We start from the raw sequence: 25,002 nt of genomic DNA on the forward strand, positions 1-25,002 counted from the left end.
CCGATGGGGGTTAAGGTCCTGCTCCGGCAGGCCCGTGCACCCATGGTGCACCCACGAACGCGAAACCGCCCCTCTCCTGCGATGTATCCGCAGGTGAAGGGCGGTCTGGCTTGGTGGAGGTGGCGGGAATCGAACCCGCGTCCTTCAACCCCAAGTCAGGGCTTCTCCGGGCGCAGCCTGCTTCGAGTTTCTCAGCCCCGGTGATCACGCAGGCGTGTCGCCGACGGGCTCAGCCACTGTTTGGTTTCCCGATCAGCCCCGTGGCCGGGTCGAACGGTTTAGCCTCCTAGCGATGCCAGGTCCGGGCCGGAGGCGATCCCGGGCTGGCAGAGGTCACTCGCTACTTAGGCAGCGAGGCCCAGGCTGGCCTGGGAGACCTCGGAGTGCTTCTTATTGGCACTTGTTGTTTGCGGTCACAGGATTAACGAGGTTATGTCCGCCGTCCTCGGCCCGCTTCCCACTGCCTTGCAAGGTCAAAGTCGAAGCCGGTCACCCCCATGTTCGGTTGTTCGATCTGACGATACCCTTCACAACGCCCCTCATGCCAACCTAATTCCCTGGATCCGGTGCGCGGAGAGGTGTTCGAGGATGACCGAGGTGCCGCAGGACCTGCCGATTCGGGAGCGGGACGCCGTACGGGTGGTCGTACGGGACACCACGGACCGCATCCTGCTCTTTCATACCAGGGAGCCCACCTACCCCGAGTTGGGTACGTGGTGGGAGCTGCCCGGAGGCGGGATGGATCCCGGGGAGACCTACCTGGAGACCGCGGTGCGGGAGTTGCGGGAGGAGACCGGGATCGTGGTGACCGCCGATCAGGTGGGGGCGCCGACCTGGCGGCGGAGGGCGACGTTCAAGCATCGGATGTACCGGCATGTGCAGAACGAGGTGGTCGTGCAGGTGCGGCTGCCCGGGCCGGGGCCCGATGTGGACGGGGCGGAACGCCTGGACTACGAGGTGGAGGACTACTTCGGCTTCCGCTGGTGGCCGATTCCGGAGGTCGTGGCCAGCCGGGAGGCGTTCTATCCGCGGAATGTGCCGGGGTTGCTCGAAGCGTTCCTCCAAGGAGCGGAGATCGACGAGCCGTTCGAGATTTGGTCGTGAAAGCGTGAAGCCCCGGGAGCGCGGCACGCACGCGCGCGCTCCCGGGGCCGACCGGCAGGGTCGCGCCGGTCCGGACGGCAAGGCTTCCCCCGAGATGAAGCCTTGTCTCATCACGGCGACTGAGTCCGCAACCCCCCAAGCGGTGCTCAGTCATCTAGTAAGACGCCAGAGGGTGCACCGATGGTTGCTCGGGGTGATTCGTTTTTTTCGCCGTCCTTCACGCCGTCGCGTGCAGCAAGTGGAAGAAGCGTCCCGCGATGGCCGCCGGGTCGGCGTTCTCGGTCAGTACGGCCACCGCCACGTCGTCCTGGTAGCCGATGAACCACGACTTGTCGCTCATGATGCCCGTGGTGATGCCGTGCACCGGTGAGCCGTTGGCGTTGGCCGTGGCGGCGGTGCCCTTGGCGACTCCGGCGCGCATGAGGGCGCGGAGGGCGGCGACGCGCTTGGGGTCGAGCTTGATCGGGTCGGGCTGGCGCGCCGGCGCGGTCTCGGCCTCGGGGTCGGGTGAGGCGGGCTGCTTGACGAGCAGCGGCGGGTGCCAGGTGCCGTGCTTGACGGCGCCCGCGATCAGGGCCATGGTCAGCGGGCTGACCCGCACGTTCTGGCCGACGATGGCCTTGGCCCGCGCGGCGTTGCCGGCCATCTTGGGCATCGAGCCGGAGAACGACTTGAGCGGGAGCTGCCAGTCGCTGCCGATGCCGAAGCTCTCGGCGCTGGCCTGGAGGGCGAGGGCGTCCACACGGCGGCCCAGTGCGGCCAGGGCGGTCACACAGCCGTTGGCGACGCTGCCCTGGAAGGTCGGGGTGCCGATGACCGGCCCGGCCGTCTGCTGGAATCGTGCGCCGCCCACGGAACGCTCGACGGGGCAGGGCAGCCGCTGCTTGGCGGTGACGCCGGACTTGAGCAGCGCGTCGGCGGCCACGATGGAGAACACGCTCCCGGCGGGGAACTTCCCTGCGAGGGCGTCCTTCTCCTGGTGCAGGCGCCGGGTGCTGACCGCGAGGATCTCGCCCGTGGACGCCTTCACCGCGACCATCGCCCCGACGCTGGCGCTGCTCATCGCGGTCTCGGCGGCGCCCTGCACGCGCGTGTCGATGGTGGTCAGGACGGAGGTGTTGGGCCGGCCCTCCCACTTGGCGAGTTCGGCGACCTCTTTGCCGGTCTTCAGGTCGAGGGTGATGACCCGGATCGCGGTGGCCCCGGTGAGCTGGTCCTGGTACGCCTTCTGCAGGCCGCTCAGGCCCACCGAGTCGCCCGCCCGCTGCGGCCCGCCGAGCTGCTGCTCGCTCTCGGGGGTGACCGCGCTCACGCGCCCGACGATCTGGGTGGGCGCGTCGGGGTCGACCGGCTGCTTCTGCGGGATGATCTTGATGCCCTGGATGGCCTCCAGCTTGGGGCGCAGCTCAAGGTACTTGCGGATGCCGAAGGTGACCAGCGGCGCCAGCTCGTTCGGCGGGGCCGAGCGGATCCGGCTGAGCAGCCGGTCCTGGGCGAAGCCGGTCACTTCCGACAGTTCCTCGCACAGCCGCTCGGGATCCTTGAGGTTGACGGGGGTGACCCCGGCGACGTACAGCTCGGCGTCGCGCTGCAACGGCTCGCGATTGCGGTCGAGCACCGGCTGCCGACTGTCGGAGCTGGGCGGTACGGCGAAGCGCTGCCCCTCCTTGAGCTGCGGGTGCAGCACGCTCGGCGACCAGCGGACCTTCCACGTGCCGTTCACCAGGTGCAGCGGCAGCCTCCCCTGGTACACCCAGAGCGGGTTGTTCTCCCCCAGGTCGACCTCGGCGCGGAACCCGGCCTCAGAGCCGTCGCCGGTCCGCGACACGCCGGTCAGCTTGAACCGCAGCGACGCGGCGTCGAGTTGCAGCCGCACGTCTTCCAGCGCCTTGGCCACGACGGCCGGGTCGCCGTCGGTACGGCGCGCCGCCGTGAGGTAGTCGCCGGACTGCCAGCCCACCAGGAAGTCGCGCACCGCCTCGTGCGCCGAGGGCTCCTCGAAGCACCCGGAGAGCAGGGGGGCCGTGGCGACAAGGGCCACGGCCGCGGCGAGGGTCTTCCTGGCGGGCACCCGCGCGGGTACACCGCGTGCCCCGGTCACCTGTACCTGTGCCTCGTCTCTCGGGCCATCTCGCGCTTGGCCTGCTTCTCGGCGAGCGCGTGCCGCTTGTCCCAGTCCTTCTTGCCCCGGGCGAGCCCCAGCTCCACCTTGGCCTTGCCGTCCTTGAAGTACAGCGCGAGCGGCACCACGGTCAGGCCGCCCTCCTTGGTCTTCATGGTGAGCTTGTCGATCTCCTTGCGGTGCAGGAGCAGCTTGCGCGTACGGCGGGCCGCGTGGTTGGTCCACGTGCCCTGCGTGTACTCGGGGATGTGGACGTTGATCAGCCACATCTCGCCGTCCTTGACGGTCGCGTAGCCGTCCACCAGCGAGGCCCGGCCGGCACGAAGGGACTTGACCTCCGTGCCCCGAAGGACGAGACCCGCCTCGAAGGTGTCCTCGATGTGGAAGTCGTGGCGGGCCCGCTTGTTCTGGGCGATGTTCTTGCGCCCGGTCTCACGTGGCATGTCTTCGAGCCTACCGGCCGCTCTCAGACCCGGAGGTAACGGCGGAGCGTGACGAACGACGCCAGCACACAGATGATCACGCCGACGCCCATGGTGAGCAGGATCACCGAGGCCACGTCGTCCCAGCCGAGCGCGCTGTTGCCCGGTAGGTACTGGGCGAGGCTCTCGAACAGGAAGACCTTGGCGACGATCAGCATGCTGGCCGCGACCACGCCGCCGACCAGGCCGGCGATCATGCCCTCCATCACGAACGGGAGCTGGATGTACAGGTTGGAGGCGCCGACCAGCCGCATGATGCCGGTCTCCCGGCGGCGGTTGTAGGCCGACAGCCGGACGGTGTTGCCGATCAGCAGGATCGCGGCGAAGACCAGGATGAACGCCACGGCCAGGGCCGCCCAGCGGAGCCGTTCGAGCAGGCCGAAGAACTGCTCAAGGATCTCCTTCTGGTTCACCACGTTGGAGACGCCGGGCTGGCCCTTGAGCGTCTCGATGATGGTGCCGTAGTTCTCCGGGTCCTTCAGCTTGACCCGGAACGACTCGGGCATGTCCTCGACCTTGACGGCGTTCACGAGCACGCTGTCGGCGCCGTACTGGAGCTTGAAGTTCTCGTATGCGGCGGCGGCGTTCTCGTAGAAGACGTCGTGGACCTCGGGAAGCTGCTTGATCTGGCCGCGCAGCGCCTCGCGCTCCTGGGCGGTGACGCCGCCGCTGTTCTTGCACGCCTCGAACGGGGAGTCCTTCGAGCAGAGGAAGACGGAGATCTCCACCTTGTCGGCCCAGAAGTTCTTCATGTTCGACACCTGGGCGTTGATCATCAGTCCGACGCCCAGCAGCGCCATGCCGATGGCAACCGTGACGACCACCGCGATCGTCATCGTGAGGTTGCGGCGAAGGCCGATCCACACCTCGGAGAAGATGAAATTCGCCCGCATGCTTTTCCTGTAGCTCCTGGTCCGGTCAGAGGAACGTGGTCAGTACGCCTGGCCGTACACTCCGCGCGACTGGTCACGGACGATCTTGCCGTCCTCCAGCTCGACCACGCGCTTGCGCATCGAGTCGACGATCGCCGCGTCGTGTGTGGCCATGACGACCGTGGTGCCGGTCCTGTTGATCCGGTCGAGCACCTTCATGATGCCGATGCTCGTCGCCGGGTCGATGTTACCCGTGGGCTCGTCGGCGAGAAGGATCATGGGCCGGTTCACGAACGCGCGGGCCATGGCGACCCGCTGCTGCTCGCCACCGGAGAGTTCGTCGGGCATCCGGTGCGCCTTGCCCTCAAGGCCGACCAGTTCGACGACTTCCGGGACCACCTTACGGATGAAGCGCCTGGGCTTGCCGATCACCTCCAGGGCGAACGCGACGTTCTCGTACACGTTCTTGTTGGGGAGCAGCCGGAAGTCCTGGAACACGCAGCCGATCCGGCGACGCAGATGGGGGATCTTGAAGTTGGACAGGCGGGCCAAGTCCTTGCCGGCGACATGGATCGCCCCGGCGTTGGGCCGCTCTTCCTTCAGGACCAAGCGGAGGAAGGTCGACTTGCCGGACCCCGAGGGGCCGACGAGGAACACGAACTCCCCCTTGTCCACATCCACGCTGACGTGGTCTAGGGCCGGGCGGTTCTGGTTCGCGTAGACCTTGGTGACGTTATCGAAATGGATCACGGGCGCATCACGGCATGTCAGTCTAGGGGTTTGGGACGGTCGCGGGGGTGGTAGTGGCCACTTCCCGCCGTTCGCCGGCCGGGGGCGTAGATCTTTACCCTTGATCGACGTTCCGGTTGGCCAGAGCACAGTCTAGGGGGAACACTGGCATGGAAGGTCCATAACGGAAACAAAACGATTCCGCATATACCATCGGTAGGGCAATGAGGAGGGGAGCTCACCATGAGCTGCGATCATCTGATCTGCGCCCAGTGCGCCCGGCCGGTCGTCGAGGGCCGCTGCCCGGTCTGCCGCGCGGGCCGGGAGAAACTCCACGGCCGCGGGCCCGGCGGTCTCCCGCCGGCGCTCATCGTGGCGATCCTCATCGGCGCGTTGTTCTTCTCCCTGGCCCTGCGCCACTTCGTGCTCGGCTGAGCGCCCGGCCGGGCCCCCAGGGAGGCCCGGCGGATCACTCCGCCTCGGCGGTCTCCTGCCTGCGCATCCAGCGGATCTCGGCCTCGATGAACTCGTCGAGCTCGCCGTCGAGCACGGAGGACGGGTTGCCCGCCTCCACGCCGGTGCGCAGGTCCTTCACGATCTGGTATGGGTGCAGCACGTAGTTGCGGATCTGGGTGCCCCACGAGGTGGTCGCCACGCCGCGCAGCTCGGCCATCTTCTCGGCCTCCTCCTGGCGCTTGCGCTCCAGCAGCTTGGCCGAGAGCACCGCCATCGCGGTGGCCTTGTTCTGGAGCTGGGAGCGCTCGTTCTGGCAGGAGACCACGATGCCGGTGGGCAGGTGGGTCAGCCGCACCGCGGAGTCGGTGGTGTTGACGCCCTGGCCGCCGGGACCCGACGAACGGTAGACATCGACCCGCAGGTCTTCCTCGTTGATCTCGATGTGGTCGGTCTGCTCGACCACCGGGACCACGTCGACGCCGGCGAAGGAGGTCTGGCGGCGGCCCTGGTTGTCGAACGGGCTGATGCGCACCAGGCGGTGGGTGCCGTGCTCGCCGCGCAGTGTGCCGTAGGCGTAGGGCGACTTGACGGCGAACGTGGCGGACTTGATGCCCGCCTCCTCCGCGTAGGAGGTGTCGTAGACCTCCGTGGAGTAGCCCTTGCGCTCGGCCCAGCGGGTGTACATCCGCAGCAGCATCTCGGCCCAGTCGGCGGCGTCTACGCCGCCCGCCTGGGAGTTGATGGTGACCAGCGCCTGCCGCGAGTCGTACTCGCCGGACAGCAGGGTGCGGACCTCCAGGGCGCTGACGTCCGCGCGCAGCGTGGCCAGCTCGCGGTCGGCCTCCTGGCGCGTGTCGGGGTCGTCTTCCGACTCGGCCAGCTCGTAGAGCACCGCGACGTCGTCGAGCCGGCCCGCGATGCCCGCGACGCGGTTGTACTCGGACTGCAGGTGCGAGAGCCTGCTGGTGACCTTCTGCGCCAGGTCGGGGTCGTTCCACAAGTCGGGCGCGGCAGCCTGCTCGCCCAGCTCCTCGATCTGCCTGCGCATGCCGTCGAGGTCGAGCACGTCTTTGATGCCCTTGAGCGTGCCGACGAGCTCGTTGATCTCTTCTGACGGATCGATTACTGCCACGCTTGCCAAGGGTACGCGACCCGCAACCCCTGTCAGGCATCCAGCAGGCCGTAACATGGGCTGCCGGGCGAGGTCGGGGAGGCCGAGGGGTGCGAGCGAACGGGCGGCGTGGGGTGCTCGCCACTGCCCTGGTGCTGGTGTCCGCCGTGCTCACGGGGTGTTCCGGAGGCGGGCAGGGCAAGGGCGAGCCGACGCCGGTGGCGGCCACCACTCCGGCGCGCACGACCGCGGCCACGCCGGTGCCCGAGCCCGTGGTCGGGCTCGACGAGGCGCAGCGGGTGCTGACCAGGATGCTCGCCACCGACGACGTGCTGCGGGCGGGCGGCGACCTGCGGATGGCGCTGGAGATCGTGCGCGACGGCCAGACCGCGCTGACCACGGCGGCCTACCGGGCCACCGACATGGCCCCGCCGCGTTACACCTGGGGTCACGAGTCCGTGTTCGTGCCGCGTCTCGACCGCCCGCCGTACTGGTTCACGGCGGTGGTCGAACGGCGCGACGCGGGGCAGGCCGGGCGCTCCGGGCGTAAGGCCGTCGCCGCGCCGCGTCCGGCGATCCTCACCTTCATGCGGCAGGACGACGAGTCGCGCTGGCAGCTCAGCTTCGCCTCGCTGCTCTCCCCCGGCGAGTCCGCGCCGCCGGTCGCGCTCGACGCCGAGGGCTACGCCACGGCCCTGTCCACGCGTGACGAGACCCTGGAGATCAGCCCCCAGCTGATGGCCCCGCTGCACGCCACGGTGGCCGAGGAGGGCGCTCAGGGCTTCTCCGCCGCCCTCATCGCGCCGGGCGACCACACCACCGGCTACTCGGCCCAGATCGCCGAGCGCAAGCAGCAGGCCCGGCACGACGGGCTCAACTACGACTCGATCTTCGGGGCCACCCAGGCCCCGGTGTTCGGCCTGCGCACCCGCGACGGCGGCGGCCTGGTCCAGTACGGCATGACCCGCACGACCACGCTGAGCGCCAAGCTGCCCAGCGCGCCGTGGATCGAGGTCCCGAAGGACGCCCGGTGGGCCTCGGAGGATCCGGCGATGGCCAAGGAGATGCGCATCGTCGAGACCCACCAGTACGCCGCGCTGGTGCCCGCGCTGAACGCCCGCGAGCCGGCCGAGGTGATCGCCTTCGACGGGGCGATCACCCGGGTCACCGGCCGCTGAGCCGTCCGCTGGAAGGGCCGCCGCCTACGCCTCGGTGTGCGGCAGCCCGCTGGTGGCCACCAGGGTCCTGATGGCCCGCAGCGCCACCGACAGCGTGGCGAGGTCGAAGGTGTCGCTCTCCCAGATCTCCGACAGTGTCTGCCGCGCCCTGGCCACGGCCGCCGAGTTGGCCTCCGACCAGTGCGCGAGGCGTTCCTCCGGCGACAGGCCCGGCTTGCTGTGCGTGAGCACGTCGCGGGTCAGCGCCGCGTGGGCGGCGTAGAGGTCGTCGCGCAGCGCCGCGCGGGCCACGGTGTTCCAGCGGTTGTCGCGGGACAGCGCGATCACGCGTTCCCGCAGCCTGGCCAGTTGCAGCCGGTCGGCGAGGTCGAAGTAGACCTCGGCGACCTCGCCGACCGGGCGTCCGGTGAGCGAGCCCACCTCGACCAGGTCGAACGTGGAGTAGGCGGGTACCATCGCGGCGACCCGCTCGGCCAGCTCGTACGGCACGCCGCGCGCCACGAACCCGTCGCGCCTCTCCTCGAACGCGGCCAGGTCGGGCCCCGTCAGCAGCTTGGGCAGGTGCGGGATGAGGCCGTTCATGCCCTTGGCGAAGAAGCTCACCGTGGACGCGAGGTCGAGCGGCGGGCGGCGGTTGGCGAGCAGCCAGCGGGTGCCCCGCTCGGTGAGCTTGCGCGCCTCCAGCAGCATGGCGAGCTGCGTGCTCGTGTCCACCTTGTTGTCCAGCGCCTCGACGGCACGCCAGAAGGTGGGCATGTCGAACACCTCGCGGGCCACCAGGTAGGCCCTGGCGATGTCGGAGGTGGAGGCCCCGATCTCCTCGCCGAACCGGAACATGAAGGTGGTGCCGCTGGAGTTGACCATGTCGTTCACCACGCGGGTGGTGATGATCTCGCGGCGCAGCGGGTGCGACTTCATGTGCTCGCGCAGGCGGTCGCGCAGCGCCGAGGGGAAGTACGAGACCAGCCACGACGCCAGGTAGGGGTCGTCGGGCAGGTCGGAGCCCAGCAGTTCGGCGTCGGCCACCAGCTTCGTGTAGGCGAGCAGTACCGAGAACTCCGGCGCGGTGAGGCCGAGCCCGGCCTGTCGGCGCTCGGCGAGCGTCTTGTCGGACGGCAGGAACTCCAGGTTCCGGTCGACGAGCCCCTGGCGTTCCAGCTTGCGCAGGTAGCGGCCGTGGATGTGGAGCATGGACAGCGCCTGGGCCCGGGAGGAGGCGAGCACCACGTTCTGCGAGTAGTTGTCGCGCAGCACCAGGCCGGCGACCTCGTCGGTCATGTCCATGAAAAGCTGGTCGCGCTGCTTGTCGGTCAGCTCGCCGTCGCGGACGACCCGGTCGAGCAGGATCTTGATGTTCACCTCGTGGTCGGAGGTGTCGACTCCGGCGGAGTTGTCGATGAAGTCGGTGTTGATCAGCCCGCCGTTCAGCGCGTACTCGATCCGGGCGAGCTGGGTGAAGCCCAGGTTGCCACCCTCGCCGACGACCTTGGCGCGCAGGTCCGCGGCGTTGATCCGCAGCGCGTCGCTGGCCTTGTCGCCGACGTCGGCGTGGCTCTCGCTGGACGCCTTGACGTACGTGCCGATGCCGCCGTTCCACAGCAGGTCGACAGGGGCCGCCAGGATGGCCCTGATCAGCTCGTTGGGCGGCAGCGCGGTGACGTCGCCGCCGAGGCCGAGCGCCTCGCGCACGGGCGGGGTGATCGGGACGGACTTGGCGGTTCGCGGCCACACCCCGCCGCCCGGTGAGAGCAGCGACCGGTCGTAGTCGTCCCACGAGCTGCGCGGCAGGGCGAACAGCCGGGCACGCTCGGCGTGGGAGCGGGCGGAGTCGGGCTCGGGGTCGATGAAGATGTGCCGGTGGTCGAACGCGGCCACCAGGCGGATGTGCTGGGACAGCAGCATGCCGTTGCCGAAGACGTCGCCCGACATGTCGCCCACGCCGACGACGGTGAAGTCGGTGGTCTGGGTGTCCACGCCGATCGAGCGGAAGTGGTACTTCACCGACTCCCACGCGCCCCGGGCGGTGATGCCCATCGCCTTGTGGTCGTAGCCGATCGACCCGCCGGACGCGAAGGCGTCGCCGAGCCAGAAGGAGTAGTCCTTGGCGACGGCGTTGGCGATGTCGGAGAAGGTGGCGGTGCCCTTGTCGGCGGCGACGACCAGGTAGGTGTCGTCGCCGTCGTGCCGTACGACGTCGGGCGGCGGGGCCACCTGGTTGTCGACGAGGTTGTCGGTGATGTCGAGCAGGCCGGAGATGAACATCCGGTAGCAGGCGATGCCTTCGGCCAGCACGTCCTCCCGCGCCCCGGACACCGGCGGTCGCTTGACGACGAACCCGCCCTTCGACCCCGTCGGGACGATCACGGTGTTCTTCACCATCTGCGCCTTGACCAGGCCGAGGATCTCGGTGCGGAAGTCCTCCATCCGGTCGGACCAGCGCAGGCCGCCCCTGGCGACCTTGCCGAACCGCAGGTGGACGCCCTCCACGCGCGGCGAGTACACGAAGATCTCGTACTTCGGCCGGGGCGGCGGCAGCACGCTGATCGCCTGCGGGTCGAACTTCAGCGACAGGTACGGCTTGCGCCGCCCCGAGGCGTCGGTCTGGAAGTAGTTCGTCCGCAGGGTCGCTTGGATGACCTCCAGGTACGCCCGCAGGATCCGGTCCTCGTCCAGCGAGGCCACGTCGTCGAGCGCACCGAGGATCTCCTCGCGCAGTGCCTCGCTGACCTCGTCGTGCACCTCCGCGCCGCGCCGGGGGTCGAGCCGCGCCTCGAACAGGCGCACCAGCAGGCGGGCCAGGCGCACGTTGCCGAGCAGCACCGACTGCATGTAGTCCTGGCTGAAGGTCGAGCCCGCCTGGCGCAGGTACTTCGCGTACGCCCGCAGGATCGAGACCTGCTCCCAGGTCAGCCCGGCCTGGAGGACCAGCGCGTTGAAGCCGTCGGCCTCGATCTCGCCGCACCACAGGGCGGTGAAGGCGTCCTGGAACAGCTCCTTGAAGGCGTCGCGGGCGACCTCGCCGGACGCGCCGAAGCGCAGCCCGAAGTCGTAGATCCAGGCGTTCCTGGGACGGCCCTCGCCATCTGCGGCGGCCCGGTGCACCTCGTAGGGCCGCTCGTCCACGACCTCGACGCCCAGCCGCTGCAGCAGCGGCAGCACGTGCGACAGCGAGATCGGGTCGTCCAGCTTGTAGATCTTCAGGCGCCGCTCGCCCCCGGCGGCGTCGTCGGGCTCGTAGAGGTCGATGTCGATGTCGCGGGAAGCGCCCGCGAGCGCCTCCAGCCTGCGCAGGTCGGCGACCGCCACCCCCGGCGGGTAGTCGGCCTTGTACGCCTCGGGGAACGCCGGCTGGTAGCGCCTGACCAGCCCGGGGGCCTCATCGCCGCACAGCTCGGCGATGGCGTCGCCCAGGTCGTCCTCCCACGAGCGGGTGGTCGCCGCGAGCCTGGCCTCCAGCTCTTCCGCGTCGGCCCCGGAGTCGGGCAGCGGGGTGCCCCGCTCGCCGCGCACGACCACGTGCAGCCGGGCGAGCGCGGACTCGCCGATCATCACGCTGTAGTCGAACGAGGTGCCGCCCAGTGCCGTGAGCAGCACCTCCTGCATGCGCTTGCGGACCTTGGTGGTGTAGCGGTCGCGCGGCAGGTAGATCAGGCAGGAGATGTAGCGGCCGTAGTCGTCGCGGCGCAGGAACAGCCTGACCTGCTTGCGCTCGCGCAGCCGCAGCACGCCGAGCGCCATCGGGACCAGCTCTTCCACCGAGATCTGGAACAGCTCGGCGCGCGGGAAGGTCTCCAGCGTCTCGATGAGGTCCTTGCCGTCGTGGCTGTTGGCCTCGAACCCGGACAGCTCCAGCGCGTCGGCCAGCTTGCGGCGCAGCACCGGGATCCGGGAGATCGACTCGCTGTAGGCCATGTGGGTGAACAGCCCGAGGAAGCGCCGCTCCCCCACGACCTCGCCCTCGGGCGAGAACAGCTTGACGCCCACGTAGTCGAGGTAGGCCGGACGGTGCACGGTGGCGCGCGTGTTGGCCTTGGTGATGATCAGGATCTGCATCTCCCGGGCCTTGGCGCGCAGCTCGGGCGGCATCGCGGCGAAGGAGTCGGATCCGGCCTTGTCCATGCGCAGGATGCCCAGGCCGGTGCCGGGGACGGCCAGCAGCGCCTCGCCGTCCTCGGCGTCGGACAGGCGGTACTCGCGGTAGCCCAGGAACGTGAAGTGGCCGTCGGCCAGCCAGCGCAGCAGGTCGAGGCTGTCCTCGACCTCGGCGGGCGACAGCGGCGGCGGGGTGATCGAGAGGTCTTCCGCGGTCTGCACGGCCAGCGCCCGCATCTTCGGGAAGTCCTCGACCGCGTAGCGGACGTCGGCCAGGACCCGCTGCAGGTCGCCTTCGACCTGCTTGAGCACCGTCGGGTCGGCCTGCCGGTCGATCTCGATGTGCATCCACGACTCGGCCAGTTCCTGCCCGGTGACGTCGGGCCCGTCCGCGCCGAGCATCCTGCCGGTCATGTCGCGGTGCACCCGCATCTGCGGGTGGACCACCAGGCGCACCCCGATGCCCAGCCGGTCGAGCTCCATGGTCACCGAGTCGACCAGGAACGGCATGTCGTCGGTGACGACCTCGACCACCGAGTGGCCCGGCTCCCAGCCCTGCTCCTCGCGCGTGGGGGTGTAGGCGCGTACCAGCGCCCTGCCCTGGGGGCGGTGGGCGGCCAGGCGGCGGTGGGCCATGGCGGGGCCGTACAGGCCGACCGCGTCGCGGTCGAGCAGGTCCTCTGGGGCCACGTGACGGTAGTACGTCCGCAGGACGGCCAGCGCCTCGTCCACGCTCATCGAGTCGCCGCCGAGCGCGTGCGCGCAGGTCTCGGCGGCTCCTCTCAGCAGCTCGTCCTTGGCCTCATCGAGCGACATGTCGCTTCTCACTCCTTTGTGAGGGGGTCACCTTGGGGGTCACAACCAGGACCGCATTTCCCACAGCAGGGGGAAGTAGTGCAACAGGGCCCGCCCTCTCAGATACGGCGCCCCGGAGGAGCCGCCCGTACCGGATTTCGTGCCGATCTGGCGCTCCACCATCTGCACGTGGCGCATCCGCCACAGCGCGGCGGTCTCGTCATGGGTCAGCAGATCCTCGGCCAGCCGCCACAGATCGTCATGCGATCCCCGGTCGCGGGCCACGGTGAGCAACGACTCCATGATCTCGTCGTCGGAGACGGAGAGCCCTCGCTGGGAGAGCGCGGTGAGATAAGCATCCCACAATGTGGGCTCGGAAAGTCGGCGCCGGAGGCGGGTGGTCTCCGCGTCGCTCGCCCCGCGCAGGCGGTCGAGATACGCCGGATCCTTGGCTCCGGAGAGGAACTCCAGCTCCCGGAACTGCACCGACTGGAACCCGCTGGCGGGCGCGAGCACCGCGCGGAACTCCATGAAGTCCTGGGGGGTCATGGTCTCCAGGACGTCGACCTGCTCCACGAGCACCCGCTCCACGGCGTGCACCCGCGAGAGCAGGTGGCTCGCGCGCCACAGCTCCCCGCCGACCATCGCGTCCCTGGCCGCCTCCAGCTCGTGCAGCAGCAGCTTGAACCAGAGTTCGTAGACCTGGTGAACCGTGATGAACAACAACTCGTCGGGCGCCGAGGAGTGCGGTACTTGCTGGGCCAGGACCTGCGGCAGCCGCAGGTAGGCGCCGTAGGACAGGCGCGCCCCCTCCTCACCGAAACTGCGATGAGGCGGGACGGCTCTCGCCGGCTCCCGGCCGCCCGGCACGGCACTCACCTGGCACCCCCATTCCACCCGATCGCCATTGACCGGGTGCGATATCTCGCCGTACCCGATATCACCTGAAAAGACGCTGCACGTCAACGCGCCACTCACCGCCACACCGGCCCCCGTCCGGCCCCTCAGGCGACGTTACCGGGCTCCTCGACCGCCCGGGACTCAATGCCTGCGAACATTGCACCGGCCCACGGATGGGAGAACAACCCCTTTGCGGGACATATGGGTGAGTCACTCAGCGGAGCGCCGGCCGTACCGGGGTCGGCCCCACCATGAGCCGCCGCACGGTCGCCCCGGCCCGCAACCGGATCGCATGGTCCGCGCCGGGGTCCAGCAGCAGGTCGAACCCGTCGGGCAACAGGTCGAGCAGATCCTGCCCACGCGCGCTGAACCACCCCGTACGACGCGTCGCGAACCGCACCAGCGCGTCCTGGGCGGCGAACCCGGCGAGCGCCTCCAGCGAACTGAAGACCGGGATGACCATCCCGCCCTCGATCTCCCGAGCCACGAACCCGGGCGCCCGCGCGGCCTCACAGAACACGTCCGAAGCGCAGAACACGGCATGCAACCGCCCGGCGTCCAGCGTCCCCCCCACATACCGCCCGGCCGCATCCGCCAACCCCGCGTCCCCGCCCCCCTCCGGCGACGCTACCGCCCTTTTGGGTCACCCGGACCCGTAGGGCCCTCACCCCCGAACCTCTCCCGGAACAGCTCCATGATCCGCTCAGCCTCCCCGGGCGAGATCTCGATCAGATCACCGACGGCGTCACCGCGTTCCCATTTGAAGATCTCAGCCGTGGGACGCCACTGAAGGTCTCGATGGAGGGCCTCATCGACTTCGACGCCGTCCGCCCCCACCCGGCGACGGGCAAGTCCGGAGGGATTCTCCCTGTCGTCAGGCCCGGTGAGCAACACCATCGCGTAGTACTGGATCCGCTCAACCACCTGCACCACTAGTCCTTACTGGAGAAATCAGGAAGATCCGCAGCCCCTTCGGGCACCGGAACCGCGTCGAAGATCTCCGACTCCCAGTCGTCGATGCGATCCAGCTCCTCCTGCGGCGTGGTGGGATCTTCCCGCTTCTCATAGGCATCATGGGTGATCTGCTTCGCATGCCAGCTCTCGGGTGTGTGGAACTGCAACTCGAACTGCTGCCCGCTCTCCGGGTCACGCCATCTGGTGTTGATCCCCTTGTAGCCGGGCGTGCCCCAGGAAGATTTCTGGTAATACTGCCGGAATCCACTGCGTTCAAGGGCCTCCTTGACTCGCTTGAAACCCTCGGTGTAACCCTCGCCGGGAAACGTAAAGGTGTATCTGATGCCATCGTGGATGTTCGCGGCGATGGCATTCGGGTCGGCGAGCGGCCTTTCCCCGATCTGCTTCGCCGGCTTCTCCTTGAAGCGGTCCTCCCCCTTGAGCACGAACTCCGGATACCCCTCCATCTTCGCGCCGAGGTCCTTCGCCGTGGATCGCACGATCGGGGAGATGCGCTGCTCGGCGGCCCGGATCCTGGAGAACACGCCCTCGACCATGCGGTTGATCTCCGGTCCGAGGGTCAGCCCCCTCCAGGACCAGGTGCCGTCGGGGCGAACCTGGGCGGGTTCGGCGATCTTGGCGATCTCGCCAAGGTCCGCGACGTCCTCCGCCGCACGGGCGGCGCGGCCCGCTCCCGCCGCGGCTCCGCCTGCTCCTGCGGTGGCGGCGGAGAGGAGGAGGTCGGGGGTGAGGTGGCCGAAGGCGCGGTCGGGGTTGGTGACCCAGGTGTCCCAGTCGGTGATGGCCTTGAGGAACTCGACGGGGTGTTTGACGCCGTAGACGAGGCCCTCGGCGGAGTCTCGGGGGTCGCGGATCCAGCCGTCGGGGTCGATCATCTGGCGGACCTGGGAGGTGTTCCACAGGAAGCCGCCGAAGCCGGCGATGCTCTCCACCGCTCCCTTGGCGATCTCGGCGGCGGAGTCGCCGGAGTTCTGCTCGGGGTCGGCGATCGCCTGGAGCTGCTGGCCCGCCCGGTCCCAGAGGTCGCCCATGACCGGCAGCGGGACGCCCGGGGCGAAGACGGCGGGGTGGACGTAGACCGGCGCGCCGTTGGCGAAGCGTCGCGGGTCCTGGGTCTCCAGGCGTTCCAGGAGGAGTAATCGGCGGTGGATGTCGGGGACCTTCTGGCCCGCCCACATGCTCAGGCGGCGGATCGTGTCGGCGTGGGCGGTGGCGAGCCCGGCCCGTTGCAGCAGGCTCCACAACTCGTTTCCGGCGGACTCCAGCGCGGACTCCGCCTTGCGTAACTCCTCCGACAGGGCCCGCACTCCGGCGGGGATCATGCCTTCGAGTTCCATCCGGCTACTCGGGGGTCCGGGCCAGCAGGGCGCGCAGGTCGTCCACGACGCCAGTGCACGCCCCGAGCAGCACGACCCGCTGGGCGGCCAGCTCGCCGCCGAACGCGTCGGCGGCGGGGCCCGTCCAGACCTGCTGCGCCATCAGCCCCACCGCGCGGTCGAGGTCGTCGCGCACCTGTGCGGCGAGCTGCTCGGCCCTGCGCAGGGCCTGCTCCACTTGCTCCCGAGTCATGGGCCGCTCCCCTGGCTCCCTGTGCCGCTCGGATACCCCGGTTCGTGGTGCAAGGGACATTGCATCGCGCTTACGGGTGGGAGAACAAGCCCTTAGTGGGTCACTCGGGAACGAAGTGCGAAAGAACCTCCGGGTTGGCCATCGCGTCGGGGTTGGCGGCCTGCTCCACCGGGGTGCCGAGCAGGATCTTGCGGACCGGCACCTCCAGTTTCTTCCCGGACAGCGTCCTGGGGATCCCGGGCACCTCGTGGATCGAGTCGGGCACGTGGCGCGGGGACAGCTCGCCGCGCAGCGTGGTGCGCAGGCGGGTTACCAGGTCGTCGGACAGCACCGCGCCCTCGGCCATGGTGACATAGAGGAGCAGTCGGCCCTCCTGGCCCAGGCGGCCGGTGTCGATCACCAGGCTGTCGGCGATCTCGGGGAAGCGTTCGACCACCCGGTAGAACTCGCTGGTGCCCATCCGCACGCCGCCCCGGTTGAGCGTGGAGTCGGACCTGCCGTAGATGACGCAGCCGCCGCCGGGCAGCACCTTCAGCCAGTCGCCGTGCCGCCACACCCCGGGGTAGTCGGCGAAGTAGCTGTCGCGGTACCGCTCGCCGTCCGGGTCGTTCCAGAACATCACCGGCATGGACGGCATCGGCGCGGTCACCACCAGCTCGCCGACCTCGTCGATGACCGGCCGGCCCTCCGGGTCGAAGGACTCGACCCGCGCGCCCAGGCAGCGGCACGGGATCACGCCCGCGCTGACCGGCAGCAGCGGGACCGCCCCGAGGAACCCGGTGCAGACGTCGGTGCCGCCGGAGAAGGAGCCGAGCTGGACGTCCGGCTTGACGTCGGAGTAGATCCAGGCGAACCCCTCGGGCGGCAGCGGCGAGCCGGTCGAGCCGATGCCGCGCAGCCGGTCGAGGCCGGTGGGGCGCAGCCCCTCCTTGAGCGAGGCCATGATGTACGGCGCGCCCGTCCCGAAGTAGGTGACGCCCTCCTCCGCCGCGACCTTCCACAGCGCGTCCACGCCCGGGTGGGCGGCGCTGCCGTCGTAGAGGACCACGGTGGCCCCGGTAAGCAGCCCGCCGACCAGGTAGTTCCACATCATCCAGCCGGTGGTGGTGTACCAGAAGAAGACGTCGCCCTCGCCGAGGTCCTGGTGGAACGCGATGGTCTTCAGGTGCTCCAGGACCACGCCGCCGTGGCCGTGCACGATGGGCTTGGGCAGCCCGGTGGTGCCGCTGGAGTACAGCACCCACAGCGGATGGCCGAAGGGCACCGGCTCGTAGGCCATCGGCGCGTCCTCGGCCCGCAGGTCCGCCCACTCGGTGTCGCCCTCGGCGGGCGCGGAGCCGAGCGAGCGGATCCAGACCGTCGCCCGCAGGCCGGGCAGTTTGCCGGCGACGTCGCGTACGGCCTGCGTCCGGTCGAACCGCTTGCCGCCGTAGCGGTAGCCGTCCACGGCGATCAGGACCTTCGGGTCGATCTGCGCGAACCTGTCCGTCACGCTCGGCACGCCGAAGTCGGGCGAGCAGGACGACCAGATCGCCCCCAGCGACGCGGTGGCCAGCAGCGCGACCAGCGCCTCCGGCAGGTTGGGCAGGTAGCCCGCGACCCGGTCGCCGGGGCCGACGCCCAGCCGCGCGAGCCCCGCGCGGACCCTGGCGACCTCGTCGCGCAGCTCGCCGTAGGTCAGGGCGGACCGGGCGCCGCTCTCGTCGCGGAACACGACGGCGGTGCGGCCCGGCTGGGTGTCGGCGCGGCGCAGCACGTTGGCGGCGTAGTTGAGGGTCGCCCCCGGGAACCAGGAGACCTCCGGCATGGCGCCGGTCAGCACCGGCCCGTCGCCGCGCTCGCCGACCACGTCGAAGTAGTCCCAGACGGACTGCCAGAACTCGGCGGGCTCGTCCACGGACCACTGCCAGAGTTCCTGGTATCCGGCCCCGCCACGGCCAAGCCACTCGGCGTACCGGGTGATCCTGGCATCGCGTATCACTTCTTCGCTCGGCTCCCAGAGCAGCGCGCCTTCGTCAACGCCCTTCGCAACCATGGGGCCATCCTGTCGCCGCGCCGCGCGAAAGTCACCACCAGCGGGTCCTGTGCCGCTCTCTCACCGGGCGCGCAGGTGCTCGATGGCCATCCGCGCGGCGCCGCCGATCACGGCGTCGGCCCGGGGCTGGTTGAGGGCGGTGCCGTGCGAGCGGGTGAACACCGCGACGGCGTACCGCCCGCCGTCCGGATACTCCACGACCCCGGCCTCGGCCCGCAGGGTGGGCAGCGTGCCGGTCTTGCCGCTGACCGACACGTCGTCATAGGGGAAGCCCGCCGACAGCCGGTGCGGCCACACCTGCAGGCCGAGCAGGCGGCGGACGAAGGCGCAGGCGTCGGGCCCGGCGGCCTCGTCGCGCCAGATCATGGTGAGCAGGCGGGTCAGCTCGGCCGGGGTGCTGCGGTTGGTCCGCGCCGGGTCGAGCACCCGCAGCCCGGCGATCGTGATCGGGTCGGTGACCGGCCACTCGCCGCCGGTGTCCTCGTCCATGCTGACGGCAAGGCCCCGGCAGTCCTGCACCACGCGGGTGGCGGTCAGGCCGAAGCCGTCCAGCATGGCGTTGACGGCGTCCATGCCGACGCGGCGCAGCAGCACGTCGGCGGCGGTGTTGTCGCTCACCGCGATCATCAGGTAGGCCAGGTCGCGCAGCGAGGCGGTGACGTCGTCGAGCATCGCCGAGGTGCCGGTGGGGCCGAACACGCGGTCGGTGCCGCGCACGGTGACGCGTTCGGCCGGGTCGAGCAGGCCCGCGTCGGCCTGGCGCACGAAGGCGACCAGCAGCGGCAGCTTGAACACCGAGGCGGTCGGCACCGGGGTGTGCCCGCCGAAGGAGGTCTCCTCGCCGGAGTCGATGTCGGCGGCGTGCAGCCAGCCCGTCACGCCCGCCGCCCGCAGCAGCCCGCCGGGGTCGAAGCGCCCGTCGGCCGTCGCGCCGGGTTCTCGCCGGCGGTCCGCGGTCATGCCAGGAACCCGCTCGCCGGACGCTGCCTCGTCCGCCGCTTCGGGACCGAGCCCTCGTCGACCATCCCGGCATTGTCCTTCAGGACGCGGGTGGCGACCACCGCGAACTCCTCCGTCACCTCCGTGGAGTCGCGCCAGGCGGCGGAGATCCGCCAGGCCAGCGGCGAGCCCAGCAGGGGACGCCAGCGGACGCCGGGGGCGGCCTGCCCGGCCGGGCCGAAGGCGACGGCCGACCCGGCCAGCACCAGCCCGAGCGACATCCCGTGGTGGACGACGGGCGGCACGAACCCGTGTCGGCGGCACTCGGCCAGCGTCTCGGCGTGCGGGCCCGGCTCGCCGTCCTGGGGGAAGAGCACCAGGTCACGCCCGGCGAGGTCGGCCAGGTGGACGCTGGCGGCGCTCGCCAGCGGGTCGTCGGACGGCAGCAGCACCCCGGGCGTCTGCACCAGCACCGGCCCGAAGCGCAGGCCGGGCGCGGTGACCGGATGGCGGACCAGCCCGACGTCGAGGGCGTCCTCGGCCAGGGCGGTCACCTGGTCGGCCGTCCACATCTCGGCGGGCGCGGGCCGCGCCTCTGGGACCCGCTCGCGCAGCCCGGCCACCAGGGCGGCGATCACCCCCGCGCCCAGGTCGGGCGGCACGCCGATCTTCAGCGCGCCGCCGATGCCGTGCCTGGCCAGTTCCATCAGGCGATCGGCCCGCGCCACGATCTCCTGTGCCTCGCCGAGCAGCAGCCGGCCCATCTCGGTCAGCCGCACCTGCCGCCCCGACCGGTCGAACAGCCGGACCCCGAGTTCCTGCTCAAGCCGCTTGATCCGCTGGCTGAGCGGCGGCTGGGCCATGCCCAGCCGGATCGCGGCGTTGCCGAAGTGCAGTTCCTCAGCGACCACGGTGAAGTACCGAAGGTGCCGGACAAGGTCCATGAAGAGCAATGATATCCAAATACTTATGTGATCCTGATAGATAGCCATATTGGACATGACCGCCGACCTCTGATGTTCTCGGAAGCTCACACAGGACATCGGGGGAAACACATGCACGAGCAGCTCACCGGCCTTAGCGCGGCCGGGACGCCGCCCCGGCGACGACGACGCGGGCCGTGGACGGTCATCGCCGTCACGGCTCTGGTCGCGGTGCTGGTGTCGGGGGGCGTGCTCTGGGCGCTGCGCACCCAGGGATCACCCGGCGAGACCGCCGAGCAGTACCTGGCGGCCTGGGCGCGCAAGGACTACGCGGCGATGCGGGCCCTGAGCGTCGATCCGCCGGCCGACTTCGACCGCTGGCACCGGTCGTTCGGCGACGGCCTGAAGCTGACGTCGGCGGCGTTCCGCGCCGGGGAGTCCGAGGACGTCGAGGACGGGGCCGAGGTGGGCTTCCACGCGACGCTCGCCGGGACGGTGAACTGGTCCTACGGCGGCGCACTGCGGCTCGTGGAACACGAACGGGCCTGGCGGGTGGCCTGGACCCCGGCGGCGATCCATCCGGAGCTGCGGGCGGGCCGTTCGATCAAGGCGGTCACCGTCCAGCCGGAGCTGGCGCCGATCACCGCGGCGGGCGGCGAGCGGATCGACACCTCCACCGCGCCGGGCTCGGTGCAGCAGCTCGTGCAGGGGCTCCAGGAGACCTACCGAGGACGGCTGACCGGCTCGGCCTCCGGCCGGATCGTCCTCTACGAGGGCAAGGAGACGGTGAAGACGCTGGCCAAGACGGGTGCCCGCAAGGGCGAGCCGCTGGCCACGACCATCGACCTGAGGGTGCACGAGGCCGGGGCCAAGGCGCTCGACCAGGTGAAGAAGCCCGCGTCGCTGGTGGCGCTGCGGCCGTCCACCGGCGAGGTGCTGGCCGCGGTGAACAAGCCGGGCGGGTTCAACCGCGCGCTGCTCGGTAAGTACCCGCCGGGCTCCACGTTCAAGGTCGTCACGGCGTCGGCGCTGGTCGCGGGCGGGGTGGAGCCGGACAAGTCGGTCAACTGCCCGCCGGAGCGGAACATCGGCGGGTTCCGCTTCCACAACGCCGGGTTCCACGACTACGGCACGCTGTCGTTCCGGGACGCCTTCGCCCACTCATGCAACACCACGTTCGGGGAGCTGAGCGTCAAGCGCCTGGACGGCGGGCGGCTCGGCCAGGTCGCGGCGGGCTTCGGGTTCGGCGCGCCGATCACGCCGGGGGTGCCCGCCGTCCGCGCGGAGTTCCCCGTGCCGAAGGACGCCACCGACCTGGCCTCGGCCGGGATCGGGCAGGGCCGGGTGCTGGCCAGCCCGCTGAACATGGCCGCGGTGGCCGCCGCCATCGCCGACGGCACCTGGCGCCCGCCGAGGCTGGTGGCCGGGAAGCTGGTGCCGGAGGGCGGCGCGCAGCCGCGCAAGGTGGAGGACGGCGTGGTGCGCGCGCTGCGCGACCTCATGCCCGCCGTGGTCAGCGAGGGCACGGCGGAGTCCGTGCGGTTCCCCAAGGGCACGGCGGGCAAGACCGGCACCGCGGAGTACGGCTTGGGCAAGGAGCCGCCCGCGCACTCCTGGTTCGTCGGCTACCAGGGCGACCTGGCCTTCGCGGTGATCGTCGAGGGCGGCGGAGCCGGCGCGGCGGTCGCCGCGCCGATCGCGGCGCGCTTCCTGTCGGCGCTGAACTGATCGCGCTGAACTGATCGGTGCTGAACTGATCGGTGCTGAACTGAGCCGGGTCGCTGCGCCGGCGGTCTATCGGGTGGCGGGGGCGTTCTGGGTGAGGCGGGCGACGGCCGCGACGACCTCGGAGGGGTTGGCGAGGTCGGGCAGCACCAGGTCGGCGCCCGCCTCGCGGAGCTCGGCGTCGGTGGACCGGCCGGAGGCGACCGCGATCATGGCCGCGCCGCCGATGGCCGCCGCCTGCGCGTCACGGGTGGAGTCGCCGATCAGCACGGTGTTGGCCTTGGTGAACGGCGTGCCGTACTTGGCCCTGGCCCGCCCCTGGGCCACCTGGAGCAGGGTGGCCTTGGGGTAGACCTCCTCGCCGTAGCCACCGACCTCGAAGTCGATGTGCTCGGCCAGCGCGAAGGCGTCGAGCTTGAGCACCGCGTTGCCCTTGATCGTGCCGGTCAGCACCGACTGCGCCGCGCCGTCCAGCCGCGCCACGCCGGCCAGGGCGTCCTTCGCCCCCGGCATCATCCGCCCCGCCTCGGCCAGCCGATGCCGCCGGGCGGCGAAGCTCGTGCCGAGCGCCTCGATGAACCGGGGCAGGTGGTCGTCTCCGGCGTCGATGCCGTTGATCGCCAGCGTCTCGAAGATGATCTCGGAGTCGGGGCGGCCCATCGCGGGCGCGAGCTTCACCAGCGGGCGGCCGGTCACCTGCCGGAACGCCTCCGCGTAGGCGTCGCGGGCGACGATGGTGACATCGACCAGGGTCAGGTCGATGTTCCACAGAACGAGGCGGTTAATCGGGGCCTCCGGGGGGTGGCGGATCGCACTGCTCGTCGCGGGACGCGGACGACCCCCCAAGAGTACGGCGGGCGCCGCGACCGGGTCGCGTCACCCGCCGTTTCCGTGATGCCCGGCCGGAGGCGTGCTCAGGCGTGCCCGAGCGCCTCGGCGAGGCTGTCGACCACCGGCACGCCGAACGACTCCAGCTCCGTGCGGAGCGTCATGCCGCCGGTGTAGAGGACGGCACGCGCGCCCGCGTGCTGCGCGGCGTGCGCGTCGTCCAGGCTGTCCCCGATCACGAGGACCTGCGCCGGGTCCACGCCCAGCGCCTGGATGTGGGCCACCATGTGCTCGGCCTTGTGCCCTCCGGCGGCCGAGCGCAGGCCGTCGATCCGCTCGAAGTGCCCATGCAGGCCGAACTCGGTGACCTTGGGCACCAGCCGTTCGTGCGCCCACATGGACAGCAGCGACTGCGAGCCGCCGCCCCGCTCCCACTCGCGCAGGCTGTCGCGGCAGTCGGTGGTCAGGCCGCAGTCGAGCATCAGCCGGTGGTAGTGCTCGTGGAAGCCCTCGTCGAGGACCTGCCACTCCCCCTCGTTCAGCGGACGGCCGAGCATCCGCTCGTAGGCGATCCAGATGGGACGCGTGTAGACCTGCCGGAAGCCGTCGGGGGTGATGGGAGGAAGCCCGTAGGGACGGAACAGTTCGTTGGTCGCTCCCACCACCGCGTCGATGTCGTGGAAGAGCGTTCCGTTCCAGTCCCAGACAATGTGTTTGGTGACGTTGTCGTGCTTCATATCGATATAGAGCCTAACCAACGCGAACGACATTCCAGTTAACCGAGGATGTCGTCGATCTCCTGGGTGGCGTACCAGAGCAGTTCGTGCGCCTCCGCGCCGTCCACCGTGAACCGCGCGTCGTCGTCGCCCCGGTCGGCCGAGGGCAGCGCCGCGATCGCCGCGTCGACGTCGGGCACGGCCGACAGATCGTCCACGTGGACCGAGGCCATGGCGGCGAGCGGGATCTCCTCGGCCAGGCGCACCCGGCCCCGGTCTTCGAGGTCGGCGCCCATCCGCACGTCGGCGTCGGCGACCTCGGCGGAGATGACCACGCGCCGGGCGGCGACGGCCACGCCGTCGGCCCGGTCGGCGACGAGCATCCGCAGCGACGCGCGCGCCGCCTCGGTCAGCGCGACGTATTCGAGTTCCTCGGTGTCGCCGGAGACGTACCACTCCACGAGCGACGGCGTCACGGCGTAGCCGGTCAGCGGGGCGGGGCCGAGACGGCCCGCGGCGGCGACGCGAGCCAGCGCGGGCAGCGTGCACGGCAGATAGACGCGCATGTGTTCCTCGGAGCGGTGTTACCGGATGGGGCGGTGTCGAAGGCCGGCGCCCGAAGGCGCCGATCATCCAAAGAGTGTGCCAGCACCGGCGGCGCGGCGCGCGGACAACCGCGCAGACGCGCCGCCCCGGGCACATCGGGGGCAGGTCAGGGGGTGCGCAGCGGCACCCCGAGCAGGCCCTCCAGTCGGACGATGGTGTCGCCGGGGTCTTGGTGGTGGATGCCGGTGATGCCGAGCACCTTGGCGGCCTCCACGTTGGCCTCCACGTCGTCCACGAACACGCACTCCTCGGCGGACACGCCGAGACGGCCGAGCGCGTGCTCGAAGATGCGCGGCTCCGGCTTGCGCATCCCGACCTCGCCGGAGATGACGATGTCGTCGAACGCCTCGTCCCAGCCCTCGCGCGGGTAGTCGTTGCCCCATGAGTTGGACAGCAGGCAGGTGCGCAGGCCGTTCGCGCGGGCGGCGGCGAGCATCGCGTACATCGACTCGATCCGCTCGAAGCCCAGGAACATCCGGGCGATCAGGCCCTCGGCGACCGGCGGCACGCCGTCGACGGTGACCAGCCGGGCCGCCAGCGCGCGCTCGAAGTCGCCGGTGGCCAACTCGCCGCGCTCCAGGGCGTGCACGATGTTGTTCACGGCCGGGTCGTCCGTGGCGCGCTCGCCGTCGTAGGCGTGCCTGACCAGCCCGCGCATCACGTCGCCGTAGTGCGAGGCGTCGATCCGGTCGGCCGCGATCCAGCCGCCGATGGCCTCGGCCAGGCCCGTGGTGAGCACCCCGCCCCAGTCGATCAGCACACCCTTGAACATCGCGCCTCCATTCCCCCCGCCACTGCACGCTCGTCCCAAAAGGGTACGCAATCCACAGCAAGCCGCAGGTTGC

22 protein-coding genes and 1 other RNA gene are annotated in these 25,002 nt (G+C 70.5%); 4 read left to right on the plus strand and 19 right to left on the minus strand.

Features of this window, described 5'->3' with window-relative positions:
• Positions 1-111: 111 nt before the first annotated feature.
• Positions 112-497: a transfer-messenger RNA gene (gene ssrA / locus P3X83_RS00525) on the minus strand.
• Between the two features lie 91 nt (positions 498-588).
• Here ssrA and P3X83_RS00530 point away from each other — a divergent pair.
• The gene (locus P3X83_RS00530; RefSeq protein WP_277303215.1) at positions 589-1,104 is read left to right on the plus strand and encodes an NUDIX domain-containing protein; all 516 of its coding nucleotides are present in this window, start codon (positions 589-591) and stop codon (positions 1,102-1,104) included.
• Positions 1,105-1,321: 217 nt separating this feature from the next.
• Here the strand turns inward: P3X83_RS00530 and P3X83_RS00535 are convergent, their stop codons facing one another.
• The 4 genes from P3X83_RS00535 to ftsE are packed head-to-tail and all read right to left on the minus strand — an operon-like array spanning position 1,322 to position 5,330.
• On the minus strand, positions 1,322-3,205 hold the full coding sequence (locus tag P3X83_RS00535) for a penicillin-binding transpeptidase domain-containing protein (RefSeq protein ID WP_277303216.1): 1,884 nt from the start codon (positions 3,203-3,205) through the stop codon (positions 1,322-1,324).
• Entirely contained in the window at positions 3,202-3,669 is a 468-nt protein-coding gene (gene smpB, locus P3X83_RS00540; protein ID WP_277303217.1) for an SsrA-binding protein SmpB, read from the minus strand. The genes P3X83_RS00535 and smpB overlap by 4 nt, the downstream gene beginning before the upstream one ends.
• Positions 3,670-3,692: 23 nt before the next feature.
• Complete coding sequence (ftsX, locus tag P3X83_RS00545; RefSeq protein WP_277303218.1) at positions 3,693-4,601, minus strand: permease-like cell division protein FtsX; 909 nt, start codon at positions 4,599-4,601, stop codon at positions 3,693-3,695.
• 39 nt (positions 4,602-4,640) lie between these two features.
• Positions 4,641-5,330, minus strand: a complete 690-nt coding sequence (gene ftsE, locus P3X83_RS00550; protein ID WP_277303219.1) for a cell division ATP-binding protein FtsE — start codon at positions 5,328-5,330, stop codon at positions 4,641-4,643.
• Between the two features lie 222 nt (positions 5,331-5,552).
• Here ftsE and P3X83_RS00555 point away from each other — a divergent pair, with 222 nt between their 5' ends.
• Complete coding sequence (locus tag P3X83_RS00555) at positions 5,553-5,744, plus strand: hypothetical protein (protein ID WP_277303220.1); 192 nt, start codon at positions 5,553-5,555, stop codon at positions 5,742-5,744.
• Positions 5,745-5,778: 34 nt separating this feature from the next.
• Here the strand turns inward: P3X83_RS00555 and prfB are convergent, their stop codons facing one another.
• Positions 5,779-6,897: a peptide chain release factor 2 gene (gene prfB / locus P3X83_RS00560; RefSeq protein WP_277303221.1), complete on the minus strand. Its 1,119-nt coding sequence runs from the start codon at positions 6,895-6,897 to the stop codon at positions 5,779-5,781.
• Positions 6,898-6,986: 89 nt separating this feature from the next.
• Here prfB and P3X83_RS00565 point away from each other — a divergent pair, with 89 nt between their 5' ends.
• Positions 6,987-8,054, plus strand: a complete 1,068-nt coding sequence (locus P3X83_RS00565) for a hypothetical protein (protein ID WP_277303222.1) — start codon at positions 6,987-6,989, stop codon at positions 8,052-8,054.
• A 24-nt stretch (positions 8,055-8,078) separates the two neighbouring features.
• Here the strand turns inward: P3X83_RS00565 and P3X83_RS00570 are convergent, their stop codons facing one another.
• The 9 genes from P3X83_RS00570 to P3X83_RS00610 form a co-directional block, all read right to left on the minus strand.
• Entirely contained in the window at positions 8,079-12,962 is a 4,884-nt protein-coding gene (locus P3X83_RS00570) for an NAD-glutamate dehydrogenase (RefSeq protein WP_277303223.1), read from the minus strand.
• A gap of 39 nt (positions 12,963-13,001) precedes the next feature.
• Positions 13,002-13,820 carry a tryptophan 2,3-dioxygenase family protein gene (locus P3X83_RS00575; RefSeq protein WP_277303224.1) on the minus strand — a complete coding sequence of 273 codons (819 nt, stop codon included), beginning with the start codon at positions 13,818-13,820 and terminating at the stop codon, positions 13,002-13,004.
• 235 nt (positions 13,821-14,055) lie between these two features.
• Complete coding sequence (locus P3X83_RS00580; protein ID WP_277303225.1) at positions 14,056-14,379, minus strand: SseB family protein; 324 nt, start codon at positions 14,377-14,379, stop codon at positions 14,056-14,058.
• 89 nt (positions 14,380-14,468) lie between these two features.
• Entirely contained in the window at positions 14,469-14,771 is a 303-nt protein-coding gene (locus P3X83_RS00585; RefSeq protein ID WP_277303226.1) for a hypothetical protein, read from the minus strand.
• 2 nt (positions 14,772-14,773) lie between these two features.
• Complete coding sequence (locus P3X83_RS00590; protein WP_277303227.1) at positions 14,774-16,153, minus strand: hypothetical protein; 1,380 nt, start codon at positions 16,151-16,153, stop codon at positions 14,774-14,776.
• A 4-nt stretch (positions 16,154-16,157) separates the two neighbouring features.
• The gene (locus tag P3X83_RS00595; protein ID WP_277303228.1) at positions 16,158-16,385 is read right to left on the minus strand and encodes a hypothetical protein; all 228 of its coding nucleotides are present in this window, start codon (positions 16,383-16,385) and stop codon (positions 16,158-16,160) included.
• Positions 16,386-16,485: 100 nt separating this feature from the next.
• On the minus strand, positions 16,486-18,420 hold the full coding sequence (locus P3X83_RS00600) for an acetoacetate--CoA ligase (protein WP_277303229.1): 1,935 nt from the start codon (positions 18,418-18,420) through the stop codon (positions 16,486-16,488).
• 60 nt (positions 18,421-18,480) lie between these two features.
• Positions 18,481-19,380, minus strand: a complete 900-nt coding sequence (locus P3X83_RS00605; protein ID WP_277303230.1) for a serine hydrolase — start codon at positions 19,378-19,380, stop codon at positions 18,481-18,483.
• Positions 19,377-20,303, minus strand: coding sequence for a LysR family transcriptional regulator (locus tag P3X83_RS00610; RefSeq protein ID WP_277303231.1), 927 nt, complete (start codon positions 20,301-20,303; stop codon positions 19,377-19,379). The genes P3X83_RS00605 and P3X83_RS00610 overlap by 4 nt, the downstream gene beginning before the upstream one ends.
• Positions 20,304-20,414: 111 nt before the next feature.
• Here P3X83_RS00610 and P3X83_RS00615 point away from each other — a divergent pair, with 111 nt between their 5' ends.
• A complete protein-coding gene (locus tag P3X83_RS00615) occupies positions 20,415-22,010 on the plus strand; it encodes a penicillin-binding transpeptidase domain-containing protein (RefSeq protein WP_277303232.1) in 1,596 nt (531 codons plus the stop codon).
• Positions 22,011-22,076: 66 nt separating this feature from the next.
• Here P3X83_RS00615 and P3X83_RS00620 read toward each other — a convergent pair whose 3' ends face one another.
• From P3X83_RS00620 to P3X83_RS00635, 4 genes are all read right to left on the minus strand, one after another.
• Positions 22,077-22,793 carry a haloacid dehalogenase-like hydrolase gene (locus tag P3X83_RS00620; RefSeq protein ID WP_277303491.1) on the minus strand — a complete coding sequence of 239 codons (717 nt, stop codon included), beginning with the start codon at positions 22,791-22,793 and terminating at the stop codon, positions 22,077-22,079.
• 128 nt (positions 22,794-22,921) lie between these two features.
• A complete protein-coding gene (locus P3X83_RS00625; RefSeq protein ID WP_277303233.1) occupies positions 22,922-23,572 on the minus strand; it encodes an HAD family hydrolase in 651 nt (216 codons plus the stop codon).
• Positions 23,573-23,610: 38 nt separating this feature from the next.
• On the minus strand, positions 23,611-24,117 hold the full coding sequence (locus tag P3X83_RS00630) for a hypothetical protein (RefSeq protein WP_277303234.1): 507 nt from the start codon (positions 24,115-24,117) through the stop codon (positions 23,611-23,613).
• Between the two features lie 146 nt (positions 24,118-24,263).
• Positions 24,264-24,929: an HAD family phosphatase gene (locus P3X83_RS00635; protein WP_277303235.1), complete on the minus strand. Its 666-nt coding sequence runs from the start codon at positions 24,927-24,929 to the stop codon at positions 24,264-24,266.
• Between the last annotated feature and the right edge of the window lie 73 nt (positions 24,930-25,002).

The organism is Spongiactinospora sp. TRM90649 (assembly GCF_029382225.1).
Lineage (GTDB): Bacteria > Actinomycetota > Actinomycetes > Streptosporangiales > Streptosporangiaceae > Spongiactinospora.